This window comes from Candidatus Contubernalis alkalaceticus, from assembly GCF_022558445.1.
In the GTDB taxonomy this organism is placed as follows: domain Bacteria; phylum Bacillota; class Dethiobacteria; order SKNC01; family SKNC01; genus Contubernalis; species Contubernalis alkaliaceticus.
Window position 1 is genome coordinate 2,669,076 of the sequence record NZ_CP054699.1, and the last position, 19,869, is coordinate 2,688,944.

The 19,869-nt window shown below is 41.2% G+C and carries 23 protein-coding genes; 13 read left to right on the forward strand and 10 right to left on the reverse strand.

Annotated features, from left to right (window positions below; genetic code table 11):
- Positions 1-7: 7 nt before the first annotated feature.
- The 5 genes from nikB to HUE98_RS13405 all read right to left on the reverse strand — a co-directional run bounded on the left by nikB (position 8) and on the right by HUE98_RS13405 (position 4,723).
- On the reverse strand, positions 8-952 hold the full coding sequence (nikB, locus tag HUE98_RS13385) for a nickel ABC transporter permease (protein ID WP_241421126.1): 945 nt from the start codon (positions 950-952) through the stop codon (positions 8-10).
- 80 nt (positions 953-1,032) lie between these two features.
- Positions 1,033-2,598 carry an ABC transporter substrate-binding protein gene (locus HUE98_RS13390; protein ID WP_241423564.1) on the reverse strand — a complete coding sequence of 522 codons (1,566 nt, stop codon included), beginning with the start codon at positions 2,596-2,598 and terminating at the stop codon, positions 1,033-1,035.
- Between the two features lie 29 nt (positions 2,599-2,627).
- Positions 2,628-3,533 carry a methyltransferase domain-containing protein gene (locus tag HUE98_RS13395; protein WP_241421127.1) on the reverse strand — a complete coding sequence of 302 codons (906 nt, stop codon included), beginning with the start codon at positions 3,531-3,533 and terminating at the stop codon, positions 2,628-2,630.
- 100 nt (positions 3,534-3,633) lie between these two features.
- Positions 3,634-4,089, reverse strand: a complete 456-nt coding sequence (locus HUE98_RS13400) for a DUF3842 family protein (protein ID WP_241421128.1) — start codon at positions 4,087-4,089, stop codon at positions 3,634-3,636.
- A 367-nt stretch (positions 4,090-4,456) separates the two neighbouring features.
- Positions 4,457-4,723, reverse strand: coding sequence for a hypothetical protein (locus HUE98_RS13405; protein WP_241421129.1), 267 nt, complete (start codon positions 4,721-4,723; stop codon positions 4,457-4,459).
- A 426-nt stretch (positions 4,724-5,149) separates the two neighbouring features.
- On the opposite strand from HUE98_RS13405, the gene HUE98_RS13410 reads away from it, so the two are divergent.
- The 10 genes from HUE98_RS13410 to HUE98_RS13455 all read left to right on the forward strand — a co-directional run bounded on the left by HUE98_RS13410 (position 5,150) and on the right by HUE98_RS13455 (position 13,520).
- Positions 5,150-5,704 (forward strand): SAM-dependent methyltransferase, encoded by a 555-nt coding sequence (locus HUE98_RS13410; protein WP_241421130.1) that lies wholly within the window; start codon positions 5,150-5,152, stop codon positions 5,702-5,704.
- A gap of 69 nt (positions 5,705-5,773) precedes the next feature.
- The gene (locus tag HUE98_RS13415) at positions 5,774-7,489 is read left to right on the forward strand and encodes a flippase-like domain-containing protein (protein ID WP_241421131.1); all 1,716 of its coding nucleotides are present in this window, start codon (positions 5,774-5,776) and stop codon (positions 7,487-7,489) included.
- Complete coding sequence (locus tag HUE98_RS13420; protein ID WP_241421132.1) at positions 7,486-7,788, forward strand: FeoA family protein; 303 nt, start codon at positions 7,486-7,488, stop codon at positions 7,786-7,788. Before HUE98_RS13415 ends, HUE98_RS13420 begins: the two co-directional genes overlap by 4 nt.
- The gene (locus HUE98_RS13425; RefSeq protein WP_241421133.1) at positions 7,778-9,532 is read left to right on the forward strand and encodes a ferrous iron transporter B; all 1,755 of its coding nucleotides are present in this window, start codon (positions 7,778-7,780) and stop codon (positions 9,530-9,532) included. The genes HUE98_RS13420 and HUE98_RS13425 overlap by 11 nt, the downstream gene beginning before the upstream one ends.
- Positions 9,533-9,854: 322 nt before the next feature.
- A complete protein-coding gene (locus HUE98_RS13430; protein WP_241421134.1) occupies positions 9,855-10,502 on the forward strand; it encodes a TetR/AcrR family transcriptional regulator in 648 nt (215 codons plus the stop codon).
- A complete protein-coding gene (locus HUE98_RS13435) occupies positions 10,495-11,349 on the forward strand; it encodes an ABC transporter ATP-binding protein (RefSeq protein WP_241421135.1) in 855 nt (284 codons plus the stop codon). The genes HUE98_RS13430 and HUE98_RS13435 overlap by 8 nt, the downstream gene beginning before the upstream one ends.
- Positions 11,346-12,047 (forward strand): ABC transporter permease, encoded by a 702-nt coding sequence (locus HUE98_RS13440; protein ID WP_241421136.1) that lies wholly within the window; start codon positions 11,346-11,348, stop codon positions 12,045-12,047. The genes HUE98_RS13435 and HUE98_RS13440 overlap by 4 nt, the downstream gene beginning before the upstream one ends.
- Positions 12,048-12,049: 2 nt before the next feature.
- Positions 12,050-12,793 (forward strand): hypothetical protein, encoded by a 744-nt coding sequence (locus HUE98_RS13445; RefSeq protein WP_241421137.1) that lies wholly within the window; start codon positions 12,050-12,052, stop codon positions 12,791-12,793.
- Between the two features lie 14 nt (positions 12,794-12,807).
- Positions 12,808-12,906, forward strand: coding sequence for a DUF1624 domain-containing protein (locus HUE98_RS13450; protein WP_241421138.1), 99 nt, complete (start codon positions 12,808-12,810; stop codon positions 12,904-12,906).
- 77 nt (positions 12,907-12,983) lie between these two features.
- Positions 12,984-13,520 carry a nitroreductase family protein gene (locus tag HUE98_RS13455; protein ID WP_241421139.1) on the forward strand — a complete coding sequence of 179 codons (537 nt, stop codon included), beginning with the start codon at positions 12,984-12,986 and terminating at the stop codon, positions 13,518-13,520.
- 41 nt (positions 13,521-13,561) lie between these two features.
- Here HUE98_RS13455 and HUE98_RS13460 read toward each other — a convergent pair whose 3' ends face one another.
- Positions 13,562-14,350 (reverse strand): ABC transporter permease, encoded by a 789-nt coding sequence (locus HUE98_RS13460; RefSeq protein WP_241421140.1) that lies wholly within the window; start codon positions 14,348-14,350, stop codon positions 13,562-13,564.
- Positions 14,340-15,275 carry an ABC transporter ATP-binding protein gene (locus tag HUE98_RS13465; RefSeq protein WP_241421141.1) on the reverse strand — a complete coding sequence of 312 codons (936 nt, stop codon included), beginning with the start codon at positions 15,273-15,275 and terminating at the stop codon, positions 14,340-14,342. The genes HUE98_RS13460 and HUE98_RS13465 overlap by 11 nt, the downstream gene beginning before the upstream one ends.
- A 362-nt stretch (positions 15,276-15,637) precedes the next feature.
- On the opposite strand from HUE98_RS13465, the gene HUE98_RS13470 reads away from it, so the two are divergent.
- Genes HUE98_RS13470 through HUE98_RS13480 form a run of 3 tightly spaced genes read left to right on the forward strand, consistent with a single transcriptional unit; the run spans position 15,638 to position 16,410 of the window.
- Complete coding sequence (locus tag HUE98_RS13470) at positions 15,638-15,889, forward strand: hypothetical protein (protein ID WP_241421142.1); 252 nt, start codon at positions 15,638-15,640, stop codon at positions 15,887-15,889.
- A gap of 52 nt (positions 15,890-15,941) precedes the next feature.
- The gene (locus HUE98_RS13475; RefSeq protein WP_241421143.1) at positions 15,942-16,187 is read left to right on the forward strand and encodes a hypothetical protein; all 246 of its coding nucleotides are present in this window, start codon (positions 15,942-15,944) and stop codon (positions 16,185-16,187) included.
- Positions 16,177-16,410, forward strand: coding sequence for a helix-turn-helix transcriptional regulator (locus tag HUE98_RS13480; RefSeq protein WP_241421144.1), 234 nt, complete (start codon positions 16,177-16,179; stop codon positions 16,408-16,410). The genes HUE98_RS13475 and HUE98_RS13480 overlap by 11 nt, the downstream gene beginning before the upstream one ends.
- A gap of 139 nt (positions 16,411-16,549) precedes the next feature.
- Here HUE98_RS13480 and HUE98_RS13485 read toward each other — a convergent pair whose 3' ends face one another.
- The 3 genes from HUE98_RS13485 to HUE98_RS13490 form a co-directional block, all read right to left on the reverse strand.
- The gene (locus tag HUE98_RS13485; RefSeq protein ID WP_241421145.1) at positions 16,550-17,434 is read right to left on the reverse strand and encodes a class I SAM-dependent methyltransferase; all 885 of its coding nucleotides are present in this window, start codon (positions 17,432-17,434) and stop codon (positions 16,550-16,552) included.
- Between the two features lie 281 nt (positions 17,435-17,715).
- Positions 17,716-18,435 carry an alanine racemase gene (alr, locus tag HUE98_RS17685; RefSeq protein ID WP_277623677.1) on the reverse strand — a complete coding sequence of 240 codons (720 nt, stop codon included), beginning with the start codon at positions 18,433-18,435 and terminating at the stop codon, positions 17,716-17,718.
- A complete protein-coding gene (locus HUE98_RS13490) occupies positions 18,387-19,868 on the reverse strand; it encodes an alanine racemase (RefSeq protein ID WP_277623678.1) in 1,482 nt (493 codons plus the stop codon). The genes alr and HUE98_RS13490 overlap by 49 nt, the downstream gene beginning before the upstream one ends.
- Position 19,869: the final 1 nt, after the last annotated feature.

The following is a 19,869-nucleotide window of genomic DNA, read 5'->3' on the forward strand; positions in this document are numbered from 1 at the left end:
ATAATATCTATGAAGAGTCCCCCCCTTCCAGACGAATGCGGGGGTCAATAAATTTATAAGAAAGATCTACCACGAGATTTACCAACACAAAGATTAACGCCATAAATAGGACATAGCCCTGAATTACAGGATAGTCCCGATTGAATATCGCCTGCACCACAAACCGCCCAACTCCCGGCCAGGCAAATATGGTTTCCACAATGACTGTGCCCCCCAGCAGATGGCCCAGGCTCATACCAAAAGCAGTTACCACCGGCAATAAGGCATTCTTAAGGGCATTCTTCACCAGAACTGTATGCTCTTTCAATCCCCGGGCCCGGGCGGCATGAATATAATCCTGACCTAAAACCTCTAACATGCTGGCCCGCAGGAGACGGGCATAAGTAGCAGACATCCCCAGCCCCAAAGTTAGGGCCGGGAGAACCAGATGTAAAATGCCTCCCCTGCCCATAACCGGCAGAATAGACAACTTTACAGCAAAATAATAAATAAGTAAAAGTCCCAGCCAAAAAGAGGGAAGGGATGCCCCCAGCAGTGCAAAAAAACGGCTCAAATGGTCCATAAAAGTATTTTTAAAAAGAGCCGACAGAATCCCCACCGGCAGGGCAACAACCAGCATTACCAACAACCCGGCCAAAGTCAGCTCTATGGTAGCAGGAAACCGGTGGGCAATTTCCTCCAGCACCGGCTGACCGGTCCTAAAAGACTGTCCCAGATCTCCCTGGAGCACGGCCCAAAGCCATTTACCATACTGAACCGGAAGTGGTTCATTCAGGCCCAGCTGCTCCCGCAGGGCCTGAATTGCCTCCCGGGTAGGTTCCACTCCACTTTCCCTTAAAATAAGTTCTGCCGGGTCCCCCGGTGTAAGCTGACTGATACTAAAAGTCAGAAGAGAAACTCCCAGCATTACCACGAATAAATACAGCAATCGTTTAACAATATATTTCTTCATCTAACCTACCTCCCCAAACCAGGGGTCAATTTAATAAATTGCTATCTCCGTTTATATTTGAAAAGTTATATATCTAACCTCTACTCTCCAATCCAGGCTTTATCCAGGCTGGGACGAAAATAGGCATCCAGAGTCATATCTTTAACTTCTTTTCTATAGGCGTAAAGGGTAACATCGTGGAAAATTGGAGCCATGGGAACTTCCTGATCCATCAATCTCTGCAGCTGACCATAAAGATCTTTTCTTTTGTTTAAATCACTCTCAACCGCAGCTTCCTCAATCAACCGATCAGCCTCAGCATTACTGTATCCCAACCCCCGGGAAGCGTTCATCTGACCTTGAGAATGAATCCATCGGGCAAAAACAAAGTCCGGGTCACCGGTCATGAAGGTGTAAGGAGTCAAAGTCATATGATAATCCCCATTTTTCAAAGCCTCCCCCCAGGCAGCGGCTTCCATCATTTGGATTTCAACTTCAAACCCCAGTTCTCCTAACTCCATCTGCAGGACTTCTGCAACAGGCTTATAGGGCCAGCGGTTGGCCAGGGCTGAACTTACTACCAATGTCACCGTAAGGCCATCGGCCCCTTTGACTAGTTCCTCTGCTTTATTCTTATCTGTTTTAAAAAGATCCCTCACCACATAATCTGTGGCAATTGGAGTAATTATTGAATCCGCAGGCTCTCCATAACCTTCCAGCAGTTGGTTTACAATAACAGAACGGTCTACAGCCATGCTAACGGCCTGACGGATATTTACATCATTAAAGGGAGCTTTTTGACCGTTGAATAAAATATAATGGGAAGTAGTCACCAATTTTGTTTGCAGCACCAGATCAGAATCCCCTTCTACAACTACTCCCTGTTCCGGCAGTACCCCTCCCACATCGGCAATCACGTGTATTTCCCCTGCCTGAAGAGCAGCCAGGCGGGTTGATGGATCCGGGATTGGCTTAAAAGTGACTTTTTCCAACTTTGCTTTTTCTCCCCAGTAATCATCATTACGGGTGAGAATCAACTCCTCATCTTTTATGTAATCTTCATATTTAAAGGGACCGGTTCCGTAAGGTACGGTAATTGCCCCTTCTTCATCAAAACTTGCCGGGCTAAAAATAGCAAACCCATGATAGTTGACCTTTAAGGGGAAGGCAGGTTCAGGCTGATTAAATTTAAAAACAACCTCCATATCTCCAGCAGCTTCTGCTCCTTCAAAATGTAAAAATGTACCATACTCATCAAATTTGGGATTGTTCAAAATACGGTCAATATTAGCCATAACAGCTTCTGCATTTAAGGGTGTTCCATCGTGAAAATTTACTCCCGAACGGAGTTTAACAGACCATTGGGTAGCATCATCATTGGGCGTCAGCTCTTCCGCCAATTGAGGCTCGGGTATCATATCTTCATTTAAATAGGTAAAACTTTCCCATACCCCGGTACTGCCATGGACAAATACTCCGCTCTCCGGTCCCTGATAAAAATCTCTTCCTATTCCAATAATTAATTCCTGAGGTATGCCTAAAGCCTCTTCTATGTTATCTCCATCCGACGCTGCCGACGGGTCAACAGCTTCTTCCTCTGCACTGCATCCATAAAAACACCCCATCATAAACAAAAACAGCAGCAGGAAAACTGCATTCCTTTTCATCTTTAACACTACAACACCTTCTTTCTTTTTTAAAACGCACCCCACATATCATTTACATTCCACAGGGTCATCCCTAATAGAGACTGAAATTCTTCCCGAAAAATACCCTCCTGCAAATGTTTCGCCACATAATCACAGATAATCCTCCTCACCTCAGGAGTTATTTTAGTGTACAGGGAAAAATGTCGGGTTAAGTTTTCAACAGCCTCTTCCCCTGAAGCTTCTTCCTCCCACTGCTCCCTCCACAACTGTAAAGATGGGCAGTATCCTTTAGAATACAAATAGTTCAAGGGATAAAAAATATTATATTCCGGCAGCGGCATGGATTCCATAAATATCTCATTCCACAGTTCTTCCTGAACCCGATTTCGGCGTCTTCCGGCAAACTCACAGAGAAAACACCACTTTCGGGAACAAGTTATCATCTTTTCTAACGTATCTTTATCATGAATCGCCGGGGTAAGGGATGCAAAAACCAGGTCAAATCCACCCTCAATCCCTTCCTTTTTAGGATTTATGTCCTCCCACATATCAGTTATTATAGAAAGCTCACGCACCCCCTCTCCCTTCATATTATCCCTCAATATTTCCACCAGTTTTTCGGCAGGCTCTAAGGCAGTAACCTGGCCCCCTGCCTTGGAAAAAGGAATGGCAAAAGAACCGGTTCCTGCTCCAATATCCAGTATTCTCATGTCCGAAATTTGAATTCCCTGTTGTCCTATCCACTGCAAGACCTTTTGGACTCTGGAAATGGACCTCTCCTCTTTAGACCAGCGCTTCATTTTCTCAGCGAAGGCGTTCCAGAAATTCACCTCATCCTGTCCCTTAATCCTTCTACTTCTCAATGAATTATTCCGATGCTCTTGCCAGGCATTTAACCAAAAAGAAGGATAGTTCAACCCCATATTATCTTTAATAGCCTCTGACTTTTTCAACCCGGAATTACTCCTTTTTTAATAGATTATAAAGTAAACTATTTTGATACTTTTAGCAACAACAATGGTGCTAATAAGAAGAAAGACCCTTTTGGCCCTGTTAATTGCTTTTAGTTTTCTTTATTCCTGCCGTCCTTCCTCTATTCAGTAAATACTCATTTACTTTCTGCACCATTTCATCCAAAAATCGGGGAAGCTGCTGTTCTTTCAATCCTAACAGCATAATTTTATGATTCTTAAGAGGGACAAGAATTTTACAGGCTGGACTTTCCAAAATAGCACATGCCATCCCGGGTGTAATTTCCCCCAACATGGAATTTTGCAGCAGTATACTGCATGATCCAATAATAATATCAGTATTTGTCAAATTATATACAAGAGCATTTTCTCCACTAGCCCCCTCATGAGCACCGGCTTTTAACATTACTGAGGTGGCTACTCCGTTGGTGCCCAGGGCAAAAAGACTTGCTTTTTCATGTATTCTTTCCTTTATTAACCTTTCAATTACTACCTTCCCCAGACCTCCACCCTGCCCATCAATAACCGCAATTTTCATAAAATCACATCCATTCCTTGTGCTGAATTCAATCATGTGCCACCTCATGAGTAAAAAATAAACATCCTGGTGTGTTACTATTTTTTATTTTGTATTACCTTCTTAATTATTGTTTATTCTACATCTTTACTTGAATTCCTTTAAAAAATAGTTTTTATTTTAAAATAATTACAAAATAAAAACCGCTCATTTCTCTTAATTACCGGCTAACAAAACTGCCAAGAGAATGAGCGGCCTATTAAAATTATATTTTACAACTGTCTACTTATCAATTCCTTTGTTTATGTGCAATACAACCGATAGGAAATGTTATTTATTGGGAAAAGTTATACTATTGAGAATTAATAATATAATACCACGTTTTTTGTCAACTCTTTACCCATTTTACCACAACTAAACCCAACAGGGCTGCAAACATTCCAACTGACATATAAGACATTAATTTAAGTCGACCATCAAGGTGCTCTAATTCGTGTGCAATTTCTTCCAATTCATGAATTATTTCAGCTCCCTGCTCCTCGGTAATCTGAGCCTGTACCCCATCCGCATAAATAGCTAATAAAGCCATAGTTAATATTAAAGCCGTAACAAAAACAATTGCGGTCTTCTTGTTGTTTATAGCCATTAAATTCATAACATCAACTCCCTTTCGCGTTTTTAAAAAATAGAATTATTAATAGAAACAGATTATTTCTTATAAAACACCCCTCCCTTATTTTTTTTGGATTAAAGAAATTCTTGCAAAAATTAACCATAATTGATATTGAGTCTTATTTTCAACTATGGTTAATATAACAACTTTTTTTTTTCTTGTCAAGGGTTAAAGCATAAAATTGGGCAAACTTTCAACCAACTTTCAACTTCAACCTCAAACTTCACTTTCACTCAGTACCAATTCAAGACATTTGCTTTTTTCCCCATTTTATTATTGACAAAAACTATGGCTTAAGATAATATTGGCATATACTGAGACTGCGTTTCATTATATATTAACAGATGTATATTTTTCATTCGTGCATTATGTTTTAAACAAAACTCATGCTGCACAGGGGGGAAAGAGATGCAAATTATTCAGCCAGTAGTTTCTTATATAGAAAAAACATGCAGCAAAAAAAAGATGCTGATTAATTTATATACATCCTTCTACAAAGATGTAGTCACCAGGGAAATTACCTTGGCCAACATTTCTTGTCAGGATACTGTTTTAAACATAGGTTGCGGAGCCATACCCTTTACGGCAATACACCTGGCACGGCTTACCGGGGCCAAAGTATGGGCGGTAGACCGGGACATTAACGCTGTAGAAGGGGCCAGGTACAGTTTAAAACTGCTGGGCCTTACTAAAAAAGTACTGGTAATAGAGGGAGATGGCTCAGAAAAAATACCCTCAGGTTTTACTGCAGCAGTGGTCGCCCTGCAGGCGGAACCCAAGGAAACTATCTTCAAAAACCTTTTTTCCTTAGGAAGTCCCGGTGCCCGCCTTATCTTTCGACATCCCAGCCCCTCTTACAAATCATTCTATGACCAGCTGCCTGAAAAATATTGCCCGGCAGCACATCAAAAACAAAACATGAAAACCTTTGACAAATCTCTATTGTTTATTAAAAATAAATAAAAATTACTTAAATATTTTGCTGCAATTATAAATGCCACTGGCCTTACTTTTTCTAAGGAGTGCATAATCATGGGTAAAAAACCTTTATTACTGCTGCTGGGAATTATTATAATCACTCTCATGGTAATAACTTTTGGTGGGGATGAAATCGGAAGCCTTTTAAAAGATGTTAATGCTAAAACTATTGCTGTTCTAAGCCTGATTCAGCTGACTACACTTTCCCTGACCTCTTACCAGTGGTATTTTCTCCTAAAAAAACAAAATCAAGAAATTTCCTTTGGGAAAGTATGGCTGCTCTTCCTGACAGGGAACTTTGTGGAAAGTGTAACTCCTTCAGTAAAATTAGGAGGTGAAGCTGCCAGAATTTATCTCTTTCGCCAGAGCACTTCCCTGGGATACCCGCAGCTGACGGGTATGATGCTGGTTCAAAAATATATCATTCTTCTTCCCTTTTTACTGCTTTGTTCCCTGGTATTGATAACTTCATCCCTGTTGATACAGCTTCCAACTGCAGCTTATGCCGCATTTATCCTCCTGGCCCTACTGGTAGCCCTGCTTTTCAAGTTCACCCGGGATGACCAAAATCAAATACAGGGGAAAATGGTTTCCCAGGCAGCAGAAGAAATATATGAAAAAAATTCACTAAAAACCTTTAAGGAAAAATTAATAGCAATAATTCGAAGAATTAAATTTTTTTTAAGAGAAGCCGCCCACGCTTCACGGTTGTCAGTAACCGGAAAGGAAAAGTGTTTTTTGATGTCCATATCACTTTTGGTGTGGATCCTTTATCCGGTAAAGACCTTAATTGCTGCTGACATGCTGGGTTTTTCAATTGGGATATTTCCCCTGGCTTCCGCAGTTTTTACAGCATACATGATCAGTATGGTTCCACTGCTGCCCGGAGGGCTGGGAAGTTTTGAAGGCAGCATGACATTGATGTTAACAAGTATGGGATTAACTCCGGCAGAGGGCCTGGCAGTGGCACTGGTTTCTCGTTTAGTCACCTACTGGTTTCCCCTTCTCCTCTCTCTAGGGGCAGCGGCTTACCTTATCTTGAACAAAGAATCCGGCTTACTGCAGTTAAAAACTCATAAATACATCATTTTAATACGGGGGTTAAAAAAAATGGAAAAACTTTCAAATTTATTACCTTTATGGTATTTCAAATATCCCAGAGCTTTTATTCTTAAGCTGTTTACCATATCTGTGGGAATTTTTGAACACTTAGGCAGCAAATATTCCTTTTTAGGTAAACTATACGGTATCTTTTTTTATCGAACCATGATAACCACTGAAGCAGAAGCAGCAGGGCTGAAACCGGGCATGAAAGTACTCCATATAGGCAGCGGACCCCTGCCCATGACGGCCATATCCCTGGGTCGTGCAGGCTGCAGCGTAACCGCTGTGGACAGTGATGTAAAGGCAGTAAAGGCTGCTTCTATAATGGTAAAAAGGGCCGGAATGGAAAACCAAATAAATGTAAAAGAAGCCCATGGACAAGACTTGAATTGTTCCAGCTATGATGCGGTTTGGATATCCCTTCATGTCTTTCCAAAAAAAAAGGTGATCCTTCATTCCTACAAAACCCTTAAAGACGGTGGTGTATTAATTTACCGAAACCCGGGAGGTTGGCTCAAATTCCTGTACCCTCGGTTAGAACCGGAAGAAGTGGATTCTTCCCATCAGCACCAGCATCATAAATTAGCACAACCCATGGGTAAAACTACTGTAATACTAAAAAAAATCTTCCCGGAGGAAAAACTGGAAAGGAGAGCTTGTTTATGAGAAATGAACAAATTAAGGCGGAAACAACGATGAGCTTGACTAAAAAAAAAGAAATGTCCGGTAAAATGACCCTGGAGCAGTTAAATAAAGGACAGGAGGGCATTATCTTTTTTGTCCCCGATAATCCGACCCTGGCACCCTTAGGTTTCAGACCGGGGAAAAAAGTGAGATTGTGCTGCCGGGAAAGCTTTGGAGGCCCCATAATAGCAGAAATAGAAAAAAGATGTATCGCCCTGGGTTTAACCCTGGCCCGAGAGATTCAAGTTATATGTGGTGAGGCTGAGGCCAATGCACTGTAGTAAAGAAAAAACTCAAAAAGACTTAGGGTCATTATTAAATATTTTACTAATCGGTCCTCCAAACGTGGGTAAAAGTGTGTTCTTCAACCGGCTGACTGGTTTAGATGTAAACGTTGCTAACTACGTGGGAACTACCGTTGAGTATACCCGGGGGAAAACCCAACTAAACAGCATAAGTGCCCTGCTGGTAGATGTTCCGGGGACGTACACCCTGGATGCTACCAATGAAGCAGAACAAGTGGCGGTAGAAATGTTAAACAGCAATCCGTCAGGAGTAATGGTGGTAGTGGATGCTAACAACCTGGAAAGCAGCCTGTACCTGCTTCTCCAGCTTTTAGAACAAAAGCTTCCCACCATAGTGGCCCTTAACCGCTATGACCTGGCCCGGGATAAGGGATTTGAAATTGATGTTTCATTTTTATCTATAAAGCTGGGAGTGCCGGTAGTACCTACCATAGCAGTTGTAGGAGAAGGTATCCAGCATCTAAAACAAGAGATAGAAAAAGTTATTTCCCGGGGACCTACTCATGAAATAAGCTGGAAAGAGGACAAAGTCAGCCGATGGCAGAAAGCAGAGGAGTTATCTCACAGGGCACTAAAACCTCTCCCCCAAAAACCTCCACTGCTTCAGCGGCAAAAGTGGGGGGAATGGCTGGTTAAACCCTGGCCTGGCCTACCCATGGCAGTCCTATTTTTGTTTTTAATCCTGGCAGCAGTTATTGGAATAGGAATGGGTTTGAGACGGTTTGTACTTCTTCCACTTTTCCAGAGCCTTATTATTCCACAAATCGTATTTGTGGTGGAAGCAGTTATTCCCACCGGTATTTTTCAGAATATCTTTATTGGGGAGTATGGTTTCCTGGTAAAAGGGTTAGAATGGCCCTTTGCCCTGGTACTGCCCTATGTAATATCCTTTTACAGCGTTTTGGGAATTCTAGAGGACAGCGGCTACCTGCCCCGACTGGGAGCGCTGCTGGACGGACTATTAAATAAAATAGGGCTGCAGGGATCCAGTGTGGTTCCTCTGCTTTTGGGGCTGGGATGCGGTATTCCTGGAATACTGGCCACCCGCAATCTAAACTCACAAAAGGAAAGAGTGGTAGTTTCCAGTTTAATTTGTTTAGCAGTACCCTGTATCTCCCAGACCGGCGCCTTCGTTTCCCTACTGGCGGAACGTTCCATAGCAGTTGTCCTGGCAGTTTTTGGTGTTTCTGCTATTGCCATGGCCTCCGCAGGCCTGATCCTGGATCGGGTGGTCAAAGGCCCCCGGTTCCACACCCTGATGGAAATACCAGAGCTTTTGATTCCTAGAAAAGAAATTCTCTTTAAAAAAGTATGGATTCGACTTAAGCGTTTTATTACTGACGGTGCTGTTCCAATGATAGTAGCCGTAGGACTGGCAGCCGTGATGTATGAAACCGGCCTGATGACCGTCGTTGGACAGGCTCTATCTCCTTTAGTGACCGGATGGCTCAGACTGCCCGAAGAAGCCGCAGTCCCACTAATTCTGGGTATACTTCGCCGGGAAATGGCGGTACTTCCCTTAATGGAGATGAATCTAGACACCCTGCAGCTTTTTACCGGGGCTGTGGTGGGGCTCTTTTATGTTCCCTGCATTGCCATGATAGCGGTATTAGCCAGAGAATTTAAACTTACCCTGGCCTTTGGGATACTGATCATGACCACCGGCAGTGCCTTCCTGATAGGAGGCTTACTGGCCCGTTTGGGTGCTCTAATATTATAATAATAACAGGATGCTTCTTGAAAAATGTATGAAAATTTACTGTCAGCATCAAAATAAGCCATCTCTGATAATACTATTGACCTCTTTGACAAGTGAATTCGTTTCAGCAAGCTTTAAACATCGGGGAATCAGGTGGAGACTCTACTCCACCTGATTAAAAAACGCTAACGCTTAGAGGGGGAGTCTTATACTGTTCTCTATTAACTTCCCATTGTGCTCATTCTTGTTCGCTGTCTGGACGTCCAAACTCTTGACATACTATGTTTCCCATGCGACAATATGACTATAATATTATATTTAGTCATATTGGAGGTACGTTAAAATGCCGCGAGCGTTTACAGAACAAGAAAACCGTTATATCAGGAGGAAACTTTTAGATGCAGGGCTAAATTTATTCGGCTCACGAGGTATTCGCAAAGTCAGCGTAGATGAACTAGTCCAGCAAGCAAACATCTCTAAAGGTGCCTTCTACAAATTCTTTGCTTCTAAAGAAGAGCTATACTTTTCCCTTCTTGACGAGGCACAGCAGAAATTTAAAAAAGACATCTTGGATGCAGCAATAAATACTCCTTCAGACAATAAAGCCGAAACTCTAAAATTTATCTTCAGGCAGGCTGTACAATCATGGGTCGAAAATCCGTTATCGGCAAGATTAGACAGCGATGATCTGGAATATGTGCTGAGAAAAATGCCGCCGGAGCTAATAGCTGAGCACATGTCTGACGATGCAGATTTTTCAAAACAGCTGCTGGAATTGTGCAGCGAAGCCGGTATAGACATGGGGCAGGAGCCGCAGCTTGTAAGCGGCCTGTTGCGTTCTGTTTTTTTGGTTTCTCTGCATGAAGAACGCTTTCCTGCAGAAATATTCCCCAGGGTTATTGATACTTTGTTTGATTTGATTGCTAATTACATTGCAAGAAACAGCGCAGGAAACTACAGTGCTCATAGAACGGGGATTAACAATGATTGAGGTAAAACAGCTTTCTTACACATACCCCAAAGGTACGGCCCCTGCAGTTAAGGATTTAAGTTTTTCTGTAAAACAGGGTGAGGTTTTTGGTTTTCTTGGGCCCAGTGGGTCGGGAAAATCCACCACGCTAAAAATCCTGATTGGGCTCTTAAAGGGTTATCAAGGAAAAGTGAAAGTTTTAGGACACAGCTTGAACCGATTCAAGCGGGATTTCTATGAAGAAATTGGTGTCTCTTTTGAGCTGCCTCACCATTTTAACAAACTAACTGCTTTGGAGAACTTAAAATATTTCGCCTCCCTTTACCAGAAAGCTACACAGGACCCCCTGGAGGTACTAAAAGAGTTGGGTCTCGATGATAGTGCCGATATCCCGGTTGGCAGGTTTTCAAAAGGCATGAAAAACCGCCTCAGCCTTGCCCGCGCTTTAATCCATAACCCTTCTGTCCTGTTTCTTGACGAACCGAGCTCCAGCCTGGACCCAATCCATGTCCGCAAAGTTAAGGATATTATTTTGTCGCTGCGCTCACAGGGCAGAACGGTCTTTCTGACGACTCACGATATGAATGTAGCCGCTGAGCTTTGTGCTCGGGTAGGTTTTATTGTGGACGGCAAATTGAAGCTGACTGCCGACCCTAATGAGCTGGCCATTAAACACCAGGAGCCGGTAGTCCTGGTTCAGTATAAGCAAAACGGAACTCAAATGAGTGCAGATTTTCCCCTGGATGGGCTGGGCTATAATGAATCGTTTTTATCATTTATCCGGCAGCATAAAGTGCTTTCCATACATAGCAAAGATGCTACCTTAGAAGATGTCTTTATTAAGGTAACAGGGAGGAATCTGGCATGAAACAGCTTCCATCCACTATATATTGTGACTTTTTAATCCAGCTCAGAAACGGGTTTTATACCGCAACATTCTTTGTTTTATTATTTGTGGTGCTTGGTTTAAGCCGTTTGCCCGGGGTTGATTGGGGCTGGCTTTTACCGCTGGCAATCCTTTTATATATGAACATGACGGCTTACTACTTTATTGCAGCACAGGTTCTGCTGGAAAAGGACGAAGGTATTTCAGTAATACGTGCAGTTATGCCCTTTTCTCCACTGCATTATCTCTGCTCTAAAATAGTAACACTTGGGTTTTTGGCAGTTTTAGAAAGTACTGTGCTGGCAATTGTGGTTTATGGTTTTGGCTTTAATTGGTTTCCTTTTATCATCGGCATTTTTCTTGCTTCTGCCTTCTATGCGCTTGTGGGGTTTATCAGTGTCACTCGTTATAATTCTTTGGAAGAATACCTGCTGCCTTCTGTGCTGTACGGTGCCCTTGCATCTTTGCCGTTAATTACAGGCCTGGCACAACTTGAAAGCCCTCTCTTATTCATTCATCCGCTTCAAGCTGTATTAGTAGTCTTACAGTCAGCTTTTGCACCTGTTGAAATTGGGCTGCTGGCATATGGTGTTCTGTATTCAATAATCAGCTTAGCCGTCCTCTTTTATGTCTGTATAAGACTGTATCAAGGTATGGTTATCCAGGATATGGAGGGATAGCAATGAAGACTATACAGGTGATAAAGATACTGGGGAAAAACGATTTAAAAAACATAATGCGCGATGACTATATCAGCTACCTTATCTTTATGCCGCTTGGTCTTGGGCTGCTGCTGCGCTGGGGGCTGCCAGCAGTACTTGATGCTCTCGGCACATATTTTGCATCTGATTTAAGCTCTTACTATGCGGTCATAGCTGTCTGTTCAGTTCTTTTGCTTCTTCCTATTATATCAGGTGCTATTGCAGGGTTTCTGCATCTGGATCAAAAAGATAACAAGATAACATCTGTGTTACTGTTAACCCCGGTTTCACCCCGTCAATATATGCTTTACAACCTGCTGCTGCCATTTTTCGGTTCGCTCTTAGGCACATGGTTAGCTTTGCTTCTGGCGAACCCGGCAGATTTGGGGCTGTTAAGATTATTTGTTCTCTCACTGTCCGCCTCGCCGCTGGCACCACTTCTGGCATTTGCAGTGGCCTGCTTTGCAGAAAACAAAATCCAGGGCTTTGCCATGATGAAAGGGACAATCGCCTTGTGGATTGCCCCTATTTCAGCGTTTTATATCTCGCCGCCTTGGCAGTACCTGTTAGGCATTATCCCTTTGTATTGGCCCTGCCGCCTGTATCAGGTTATTGCTGAAGGCAAACCGATACTACCGACATTTCTTGCAGGGTGGCTCTACTCTGGAATTCTGTTGTACTTACTGCTCAAACTTTTTGACCGCAAGGTTTATCAGGCAGATTAAAAGGAGGCAAAAATATGCTGGCAACAAAAAAAGTAAACAATAAAAGGCAGGTTGAACTTGACTTGGCGCGGGGATTGGCAGTGTTATTTATGCTTAATGCACATTTCTGTTAATTGTCACTGACCGCCTAACCAGAATTTTAGCTCACAAGTTACCTTTAAAAATCTAAACCAAAGGGAGGAATCTTAAAATGGACTTTTTAAAACTAGTAAAAAAACGGTGTACTACACGTGGATTTACAGATAAGAAAATAAACAAAGATGATCTTGAGCGAATCTTATCTGCCGGACGTGTGGCCCCAACTGCATGCAATATGCAGCCACAGCGGATTGTTGTTGTTCAGCGAAAAGATAATATTGTTAAGGTTGAAAAAGCATATCAAACTTTCGGCTCGCAATGTATCCTCATCGTGTGCCAGGACAAGAGAAACGCTTTAGTACGTCCTTTTGACGGGAAATGTTCGGGCGATTTAGATATTGGTATAATCTGTGATCATATGATGCTGGCCGCCAGGGAATTAAATATCGGCAGTGTAATGGTGGGATTGTTTGACCCTAAAATTATAAGAAAAGGATTTAACATCCCTGAATACATTGAGCCGACAATTTTAATTTTCCTAGGTTATCCTGACAAGGGCTTTTTGAGTCCTGACCGCCATACCACTGAAAGAAAACCGCTTGAGAAAACAGTGATGTATGAGAAATATAGCGAACCGGTTCAACCATAAAGCCATATAAGCCCTTGTCCCCCTTGACTGCTTGTGTCTGCTTAACTAATCATCCTTTTTTTCATCAGTACCATAGGGGGAGCAGCCAGTGCGAGAGCAAAGGCCAGAATAATGGAAAAATGGGCACACAGCAATGTTGACAGCTCACCCAGAACAAGACTTCTGCTTAACTGTACCGCATGGAACAGAGGAGTAAACCAGCCTATAATCTGTACCCACAGGGGCATGGTATTTAAAGGAAAAAAGATGCCCGAGAAAAGAAACATAGGAGTAATAATTATAGTAAAAAAATAGGCAAAAGAATCAAAATTGGGGGAGATGCTGGTCCAAATCATCCCCAGTTCCGAGAATACAATACCAGTAAGGAAAAGAACAGGGATAATTAACAGCGCCCAGGGGGATGCAGTCAATCCCAGTAGGGAAATTACCAGTAAAAAGACTGTACCGTAAAGAACACTTTTAAAAGCTCCAAATAGTATTTCTCCTGCCACCACCTCATCTAGACTGAGGGGAGTGGCGATCATGGCATGAAATATTCGGTTCAGCTGCATCCGAGTAAAGCTACCGTAAGTAGATTCAAAGGAAGTGGACCACATGGCTGAGGATGCCACCAATCCCGGAGCAATGAACTGTAGATAGGTTAGCCCCTGGATATCTTCAACATATAAGCCCAGCCCAAACCCCAGGGCGGTCAGGTACAAAACTGGTTCAAGGAAGTTAAACATTAAACTGCTTTTCCAGTTTTTCAAAAAAACCAGAAAGTTTCTTTTAAAGACTTTGATAAAGAGAGGGGTAATTTGCGGCCGGAAAAATATCATTTTAGGATTCATTTTTTAGTTTCCTTCCGGTTAATATTAGAAAAACATCTTCCAGAGTAGCGGGTCTCAGCAGCCGATAACCAGTGGTAATATTCAAATGGGATATCTTAGATAAAAGTTCCTGTCCTTTGTTTGTAAACAGATAAAGAGTTCCCCTTTCCAGGTGATATCCCCTTACATGTTCCCTAAATTCACTTACCAGGTAACTGGATTTTTCCTGAAGGTTTTCCGCCAGTTCTATTTCCACCACTTCTTTTCCCACATGCTTTAATATTAACTCCCGGGGAGCTCCTTTTTCAATAATTACTCCCTGATCCATAATGATTAACCGATCACATAAAACAGAAGCTTCCTCCAGGTAATGGGTGGTCAGGATGATGGTCAAGCCATCTTTTTTTAGTTTTTGCAGCTGTTCCCAAACCAAGTGCCGAGCATGGGGGTCCAGGCCGGTAGTAGGTTCGTCAAGAACCAGAAGTTGAGGTTGGTTAATTAAAGATCTGGCAATAGCCAGCCGTCTTCTCATGCCTCCCGAAAGGTTTTCTACGGGAGTATTTATTTTCGAAGATAGATCCATGAATTCTAACAGTTCCCGGGCTCTACTCTCTGCAATCTTGCGTTTAATATTAAAATAACTGGCATAGACAATCATATTCTCTAGAACGTGCAGCTCCGGGTCCAGGTTGTTTTCCTGCGCCACAACTCCAGTTATTTTTTTAATTTCTATCGGATTTTTCATAACGTTCATGCCCAAGATCTGAAGAATACCGGAGGTGACCGGAGAAAAGCAGTACATCATTTTTACCACAGTAGTTTTTCCAGCACCGTTGGGCCCTAGAAGTCCAAAACATTCCCCTTTATGAACTTGAAAATTTATGGAATCTACTGCTTTATCATTGCCATAATATTTTGTAAGATTTTCTGCTTTTACCACGTTCATGCTATTCCTACTTTCAAAAAGCTCATATTATTTAAAGGATATAATGCCAGTCTTCGTACGTATATTGATAGTATAGCATATTCATTGAAATGTATAGCAAATTGAGAATATTATTATTGTATTATTTTACCGGCGTTTTAAACCATAAACTTATCGCCATATAAAGCCCACTTTAATTTCTGATTTTCTATTCTTCCTTTATGTAATGCAACTAACTTCCATCCTTCCCAGCCATATCCCCAAAACAATTGGCATAACTTCCGATATATATCTCCTCTCATTAAAATTGTTAAACACTCTTTACATTTTGAGCAAATCTTGATATACTAATGTTAAGAGCTCTTTACATCGGAGGGATTACTATGAAATGGTTAGAAAAAATTGGCTTTTACAACTTAAACACAGCTGATGAGATGGATATCCATATATCCTATTTGGCCGCAAGAAACCTGGCAGGTTTAGTTTGGATATTTTTGTTAATTTGGATATGGTATGATTTTATTAAAACTGAAACTATTGGAACTCCTTTCCTTTTAGCTGCCTTGTCAAAATTAGTATATTTTGGTTCTATAATATACTATAGAAAAAAATTTGTAGGTAATAGTGAGCAGTAAATTAAAAACACTTTTGTAGGCTTTTTTAAAAAAGGAACGTTGGAGGGATTTGATGAAGAAGTTTTTGAAAAAGCTTGGCTTTAACAGAGCTGATGAAATGGATATGTATATAGCAAATTTATCTATGAGAAATCAATTGTTGTTAGTATATATCTTTTTGTTTATTTGGATATTATATGATTTTTTTACATCTAAAATTTTTGGGCTCCCTTTTTTCCTGCTAATATTAACAGGAATAGTAAACAGCTTATCACTTTTATACTATAGAAAGAAGTTAGTGGGAAAAGATGCAAAATAAAGTACATAACAGGGTACGATTTTACAGAAAACAGCTTAATTTAACCCAGGAACAATTTGCCGGGAAGTTAAAGGTATCAAGACAAACAATTATAGCTATAGAAAATGAAAAGTATAATCCTACCTTAGCCCTGGCACTAAATATTTCAAAGTTATTAAATAAACCCCTGGAAACAATATTTTCTTTAGATGAAGATTTTAGCCCTCCCGCCCCTCCCAAGTAACCATTTTGTTTTGTCATGTGGGCAGGTTAGGGGTCAAGCTTGAAATATTCCGTTATTAATGTCGAGACTTTTCATTCGCTTACTTCAACAAGGGAATATTTCAAGCTTGCCCCCCTAATGTATTGTAATGAATTTTTTTTTACAGTCTGATCAATATTTTCCCCAAACGGCTGACCATCTGATGAGACAGCTTTCCGTTTTGCACCCGGCCCTCCAAAAACTTTCGGACTGAATCTTCCGGGTAAGGTTCCTCTTTACCAAACATCTGCAGTTCATTTATAAAGAAGGGCACTGCCTCTTCAACAGTTGTTTCTATTTCCCTTTTTTCTTCCCAGACACTGAACTCCAGCTGGTAACCCCTGGAATAGAGAAGGTTTAAAATGAACATAACATGAGCAGGCCATTTAGGGATTTCCTCACCATATACCGCCTGCCACAGATCTTCCATAATGCTGCTCTGCCTTTTGCCGGCAAACTGACTGATAAAACAGTATTTTTTTGAACACTGCAGTGCTTTATGTATGGTTTCCCAATTGTTAATCCCTGGGGTCATGGAGGCAAAAACCAGGTCAAACTGCCCCTTCAGTCCATTAGCCTCCAAATCTATCTCCTCCCAGGTATCCTGGATAACTTCAATGTTTGTAATTTTGCCTTCTTGTATTTTTTCTTTTAAAAAAGCTGCCATATTTTCTGCCGGTTCCAGGGCCACTACCTGTTCAACTTTTTGGGCAAAGGCCAGAGAAAAAGGGCCGGGACCGGCACCAATGTCCAGGACTTTAGCACCTTCAAGCTTTACCCCCTGGACTTCCAACCATTGAATAACCTTATTTATTCTACCTTTCCCTTTCTCACTCATCACATTTTCCGTAAAATTTTCTGCCCTCTTATTCCAGTGTTTTACAATATCCTGCATTGTTTTATTCTTTTTTTTAAAGATTGAATTTTCCTTAGCCTGAAACCAGGCATCCTCCCAAAACTCCGAGCTTTTCAAACGTTCTGGATCCAGCTTCTGTACTATAGTCATTATTTAACCTCCCTATCTAGAATTTACATAAATGCATGCGTAGTAATACTTATTAAATAATTGTAACACGCCGTCTTATTTACTTCTACATTTTCTTGCTACTTCCTGCATAATTTTATAAAATATCGTAAACATTTTCTAAAATATAAAAGGCTAATTATTCAAGTAATGGTATTAAAAACGTTTTCCAATCATACTTCCTTATAGGCTTATAGGCTTATAGGCTTATAGGCTTATAGGCTTATAGGCTTATAGGCTTATAGGCTTATAGGCTTATTTTTTTAAGTTACGCAAATACTTTTTACCCGATTATGGTTCATCCGGCTCAGCAGCTCATTGGTAATAGTTCCCGTCTGCCATGCCACCTCTTCCGCCCTGATTTGCTGATCTCCGTCTTCCCCTATAATGGTTACAATATCGTTTGACCGCACACCCTTAATGTTGGAAATATCCACCATCATCTGATCCATACAGATGAAACCAATTATTTTAGCCCTATGGCCTTTTATCAAGACATACCCATCCATGGAAGATAGATTTCGCGACAGCCCATCAGCATACCCTATGGAAACAACAGCAATCAGCATATCCCCAGGGGCTGTAAATTTACGCCCGTATCCAATGGTTTCACCTTCAGCCACCTTTTTTGTAAGAACAATCCTAGCTTTAAGTGAAAATACAGGCCGGAGATTTATTTGCACTTTAGTCCAATCATCTCGATTACTGAGTACTCCATATAAAGCAATTCCAAGACGTGCATAATCACACTGAAGCTCCTGATAGTTCAACACGCCGTAACTGCTTTGTATGTGCAGCTTTCCCGTATTTATATTTATTTTTTTAAGTTCAGATATGGCATTATAAAAATACTCAATTTGGTTTTTAGTAAATACCACATCCTCTTCATCCATACTATCAGAAGCACAAAGATGAGTATAAGTTCCACAGACAATCAGATTTTTATATGATACATCTGTGCAATTTGATGTAACCTGTGGCAATTTTCTCCTAAACGGTTCATCCCTGTATCAATTTTTATATGTACCTTAATTTTCTTTCCATAACTGTTTAGTAAGCCTGCATATTCACAATCTACCACTGTCTGAATCAGACGATATCTCGTAAGCAGATGAAGGTCTTGAAAACCGGTACAGCCCATTATAAGGATATCACCACCAATTCCATGCTGCCGCAGGGAAATTCCCTCTGTAACAGTTGAAACAGCAAAAGCACGTATGCCCTGTTGGTATAATGCCTTGGAAACGGCAATATCACCGTGACCATAGGCATTTGCTTTTACGACCGCCATGATTGAACATGATTCCGGCAGTATCCCTTGAAAACTTTTTACATTGCTAATCAAGTTGGACAAATTAATTTCTTGCCATGCTCTTCCTCTGGAGTACGGTTTCTCTTTCCTCCACCCTGATATTCTCTGCAGAATAATACAGAGGGCAAAAGATGCTGCTGTGACAGCCACAAAATGAGTAAAACTGTTCTCAATTAACACAGGGGTCCATCCTGTCATCTTAGCAAACCCCCGCACCAGGACAATACAAAGAGGATGTAAGATATAAACAAGCATACTGAGGGTTCGAAGATTTTTTCGGCTTTCCCCTGGAACTGACAGTATCAATTGAAAGAGGAAATACATGCAGGGAAGCAGCATAACATACATACTGTCATGACGCTGTAAATCATAGTGATTTAATATCATTGCTTCAACAATCATTAAGGATAAGGAAAAAATTAATCCCATGATACTTTTTCTTACTCCAATTGTTTTCTTCCCACAGGCGATCCAACCTCCCATTACCAGGAACACAGGAGCAAAAAACAATCCGTTTCTTGTATAATCAAACAGAACAAACATATTATCGTAAAATATTTTAATAAAGGGTATCTGCACTGTAATTCCAAAGTAACTGTCCCCCAAAAGTCCCAATAAATATAGAATTAATACCATTACCCCCAGCGCTTTTTCCGGTAATTTCTTGGCAAACAGATATACTATAAGAACTCCTGAAGTAACTGCAGGAAAATACCATAAATGATAAAGGGTGCCGTCAAACACCAGGGCTTTAAAAAGAGAAAAAACAGTTGTCCTTAATCCAAAGAACCCGGAATAAATGTTTAAAGGAAGATATATGATAATGGAGAACCCATATAAAATAACTATCTTTTTCAGAAATCTTAAAAGAGCCGCATTATCTGTAGTTTCTTTAGTGCTTAGTGTGACCAGCCCCGGAAGCAAAAAAAATCCTGTGGCCATAAAGAAAAAAGGGACAGCGGTGCGAGCCAAAACGCGGGTCAATATAAAGTCTGCAGTTTCATTAATAGATACCAGGGGTGAAGTATGTATGGCTATGACTAATATCACGGCGATTATTCTAAAATTATCAATCCAGTTATATCCTTGTTTAGTTTCATTCATT

Coding starts and splice junctions, on each gene's coding strand:
- HUE98_RS13480 (WP_241421144.1), top strand. CDS start 16,177: ATGCAAAATAAAGTACATAACAGGGTACGATTTTACAGAAAACAGCTT.
- HUE98_RS13475 (WP_241421143.1), top strand. CDS start 15,942: ATGAAGAAGTTTTTGAAAAAGCTTGGCTTTAACAGAGCTGATGAAATG.
- HUE98_RS13415 (WP_241421131.1), top strand. CDS start 5,774: ATGGGTAAAAAACCTTTATTACTGCTGCTGGGAATTATTATAATCACT.
- HUE98_RS13445 (WP_241421137.1), top strand. CDS start 12,050: ATGAAGACTATACAGGTGATAAAGATACTGGGGAAAAACGATTTAAAA.
- HUE98_RS13490 (WP_277623678.1), bottom strand. CDS start 19,868: ATGAATGAAACTAAACAAGGATATAACTGGATTGATAATTTTAGAATA.
- HUE98_RS13450 (WP_241421138.1), top strand. CDS start 12,808: ATGCTGGCAACAAAAAAAGTAAACAATAAAAGGCAGGTTGAACTTGAC.
- HUE98_RS13425 (WP_241421133.1), top strand. CDS start 7,778: ATGCACTGTAGTAAAGAAAAAACTCAAAAAGACTTAGGGTCATTATTA.
- HUE98_RS13440 (WP_241421136.1), top strand. CDS start 11,346: ATGAAACAGCTTCCATCCACTATATATTGTGACTTTTTAATCCAGCTC.
- HUE98_RS13455 (WP_241421139.1), top strand. CDS start 12,984: ATGGACTTTTTAAAACTAGTAAAAAAACGGTGTACTACACGTGGATTT.
- HUE98_RS13405 (WP_241421129.1), bottom strand. CDS start 4,723: ATGAATTTAATGGCTATAAACAACAAGAAGACCGCAATTGTTTTTGTT.
- HUE98_RS13470 (WP_241421142.1), top strand. CDS start 15,638: ATGAAATGGTTAGAAAAAATTGGCTTTTACAACTTAAACACAGCTGAT.
- nikB (WP_241421126.1), bottom strand. CDS start 952: ATGAAGAAATATATTGTTAAACGATTGCTGTATTTATTCGTGGTAATG.
- HUE98_RS13435 (WP_241421135.1), top strand. CDS start 10,495: ATGATTGAGGTAAAACAGCTTTCTTACACATACCCCAAAGGTACGGCC.
- HUE98_RS13465 (WP_241421141.1), bottom strand. CDS start 15,275: ATGAACGTGGTAAAAGCAGAAAATCTTACAAAATATTATGGCAATGAT.
- HUE98_RS13400 (WP_241421128.1), bottom strand. CDS start 4,089: ATGAAAATTGCGGTTATTGATGGGCAGGGTGGAGGTCTGGGGAAGGTA.
- HUE98_RS13430 (WP_241421134.1), top strand. CDS start 9,855: ATGCCGCGAGCGTTTACAGAACAAGAAAACCGTTATATCAGGAGGAAA.
- HUE98_RS13460 (WP_241421140.1), bottom strand. CDS start 14,350: ATGAATCCTAAAATGATATTTTTCCGGCCGCAAATTACCCCTCTCTTT.
- HUE98_RS13420 (WP_241421132.1), top strand. CDS start 7,486: ATGAGAAATGAACAAATTAAGGCGGAAACAACGATGAGCTTGACTAAA.
- HUE98_RS13390 (WP_241423564.1), bottom strand. CDS start 2,598: ATGAAAAGGAATGCAGTTTTCCTGCTGCTGTTTTTGTTTATGATGGGG.
- HUE98_RS13410 (WP_241421130.1), top strand. CDS start 5,150: ATGCAAATTATTCAGCCAGTAGTTTCTTATATAGAAAAAACATGCAGC.
- HUE98_RS13485 (WP_241421145.1), bottom strand. CDS start 17,434: ATGACTATAGTACAGAAGCTGGATCCAGAACGTTTGAAAAGCTCGGAG.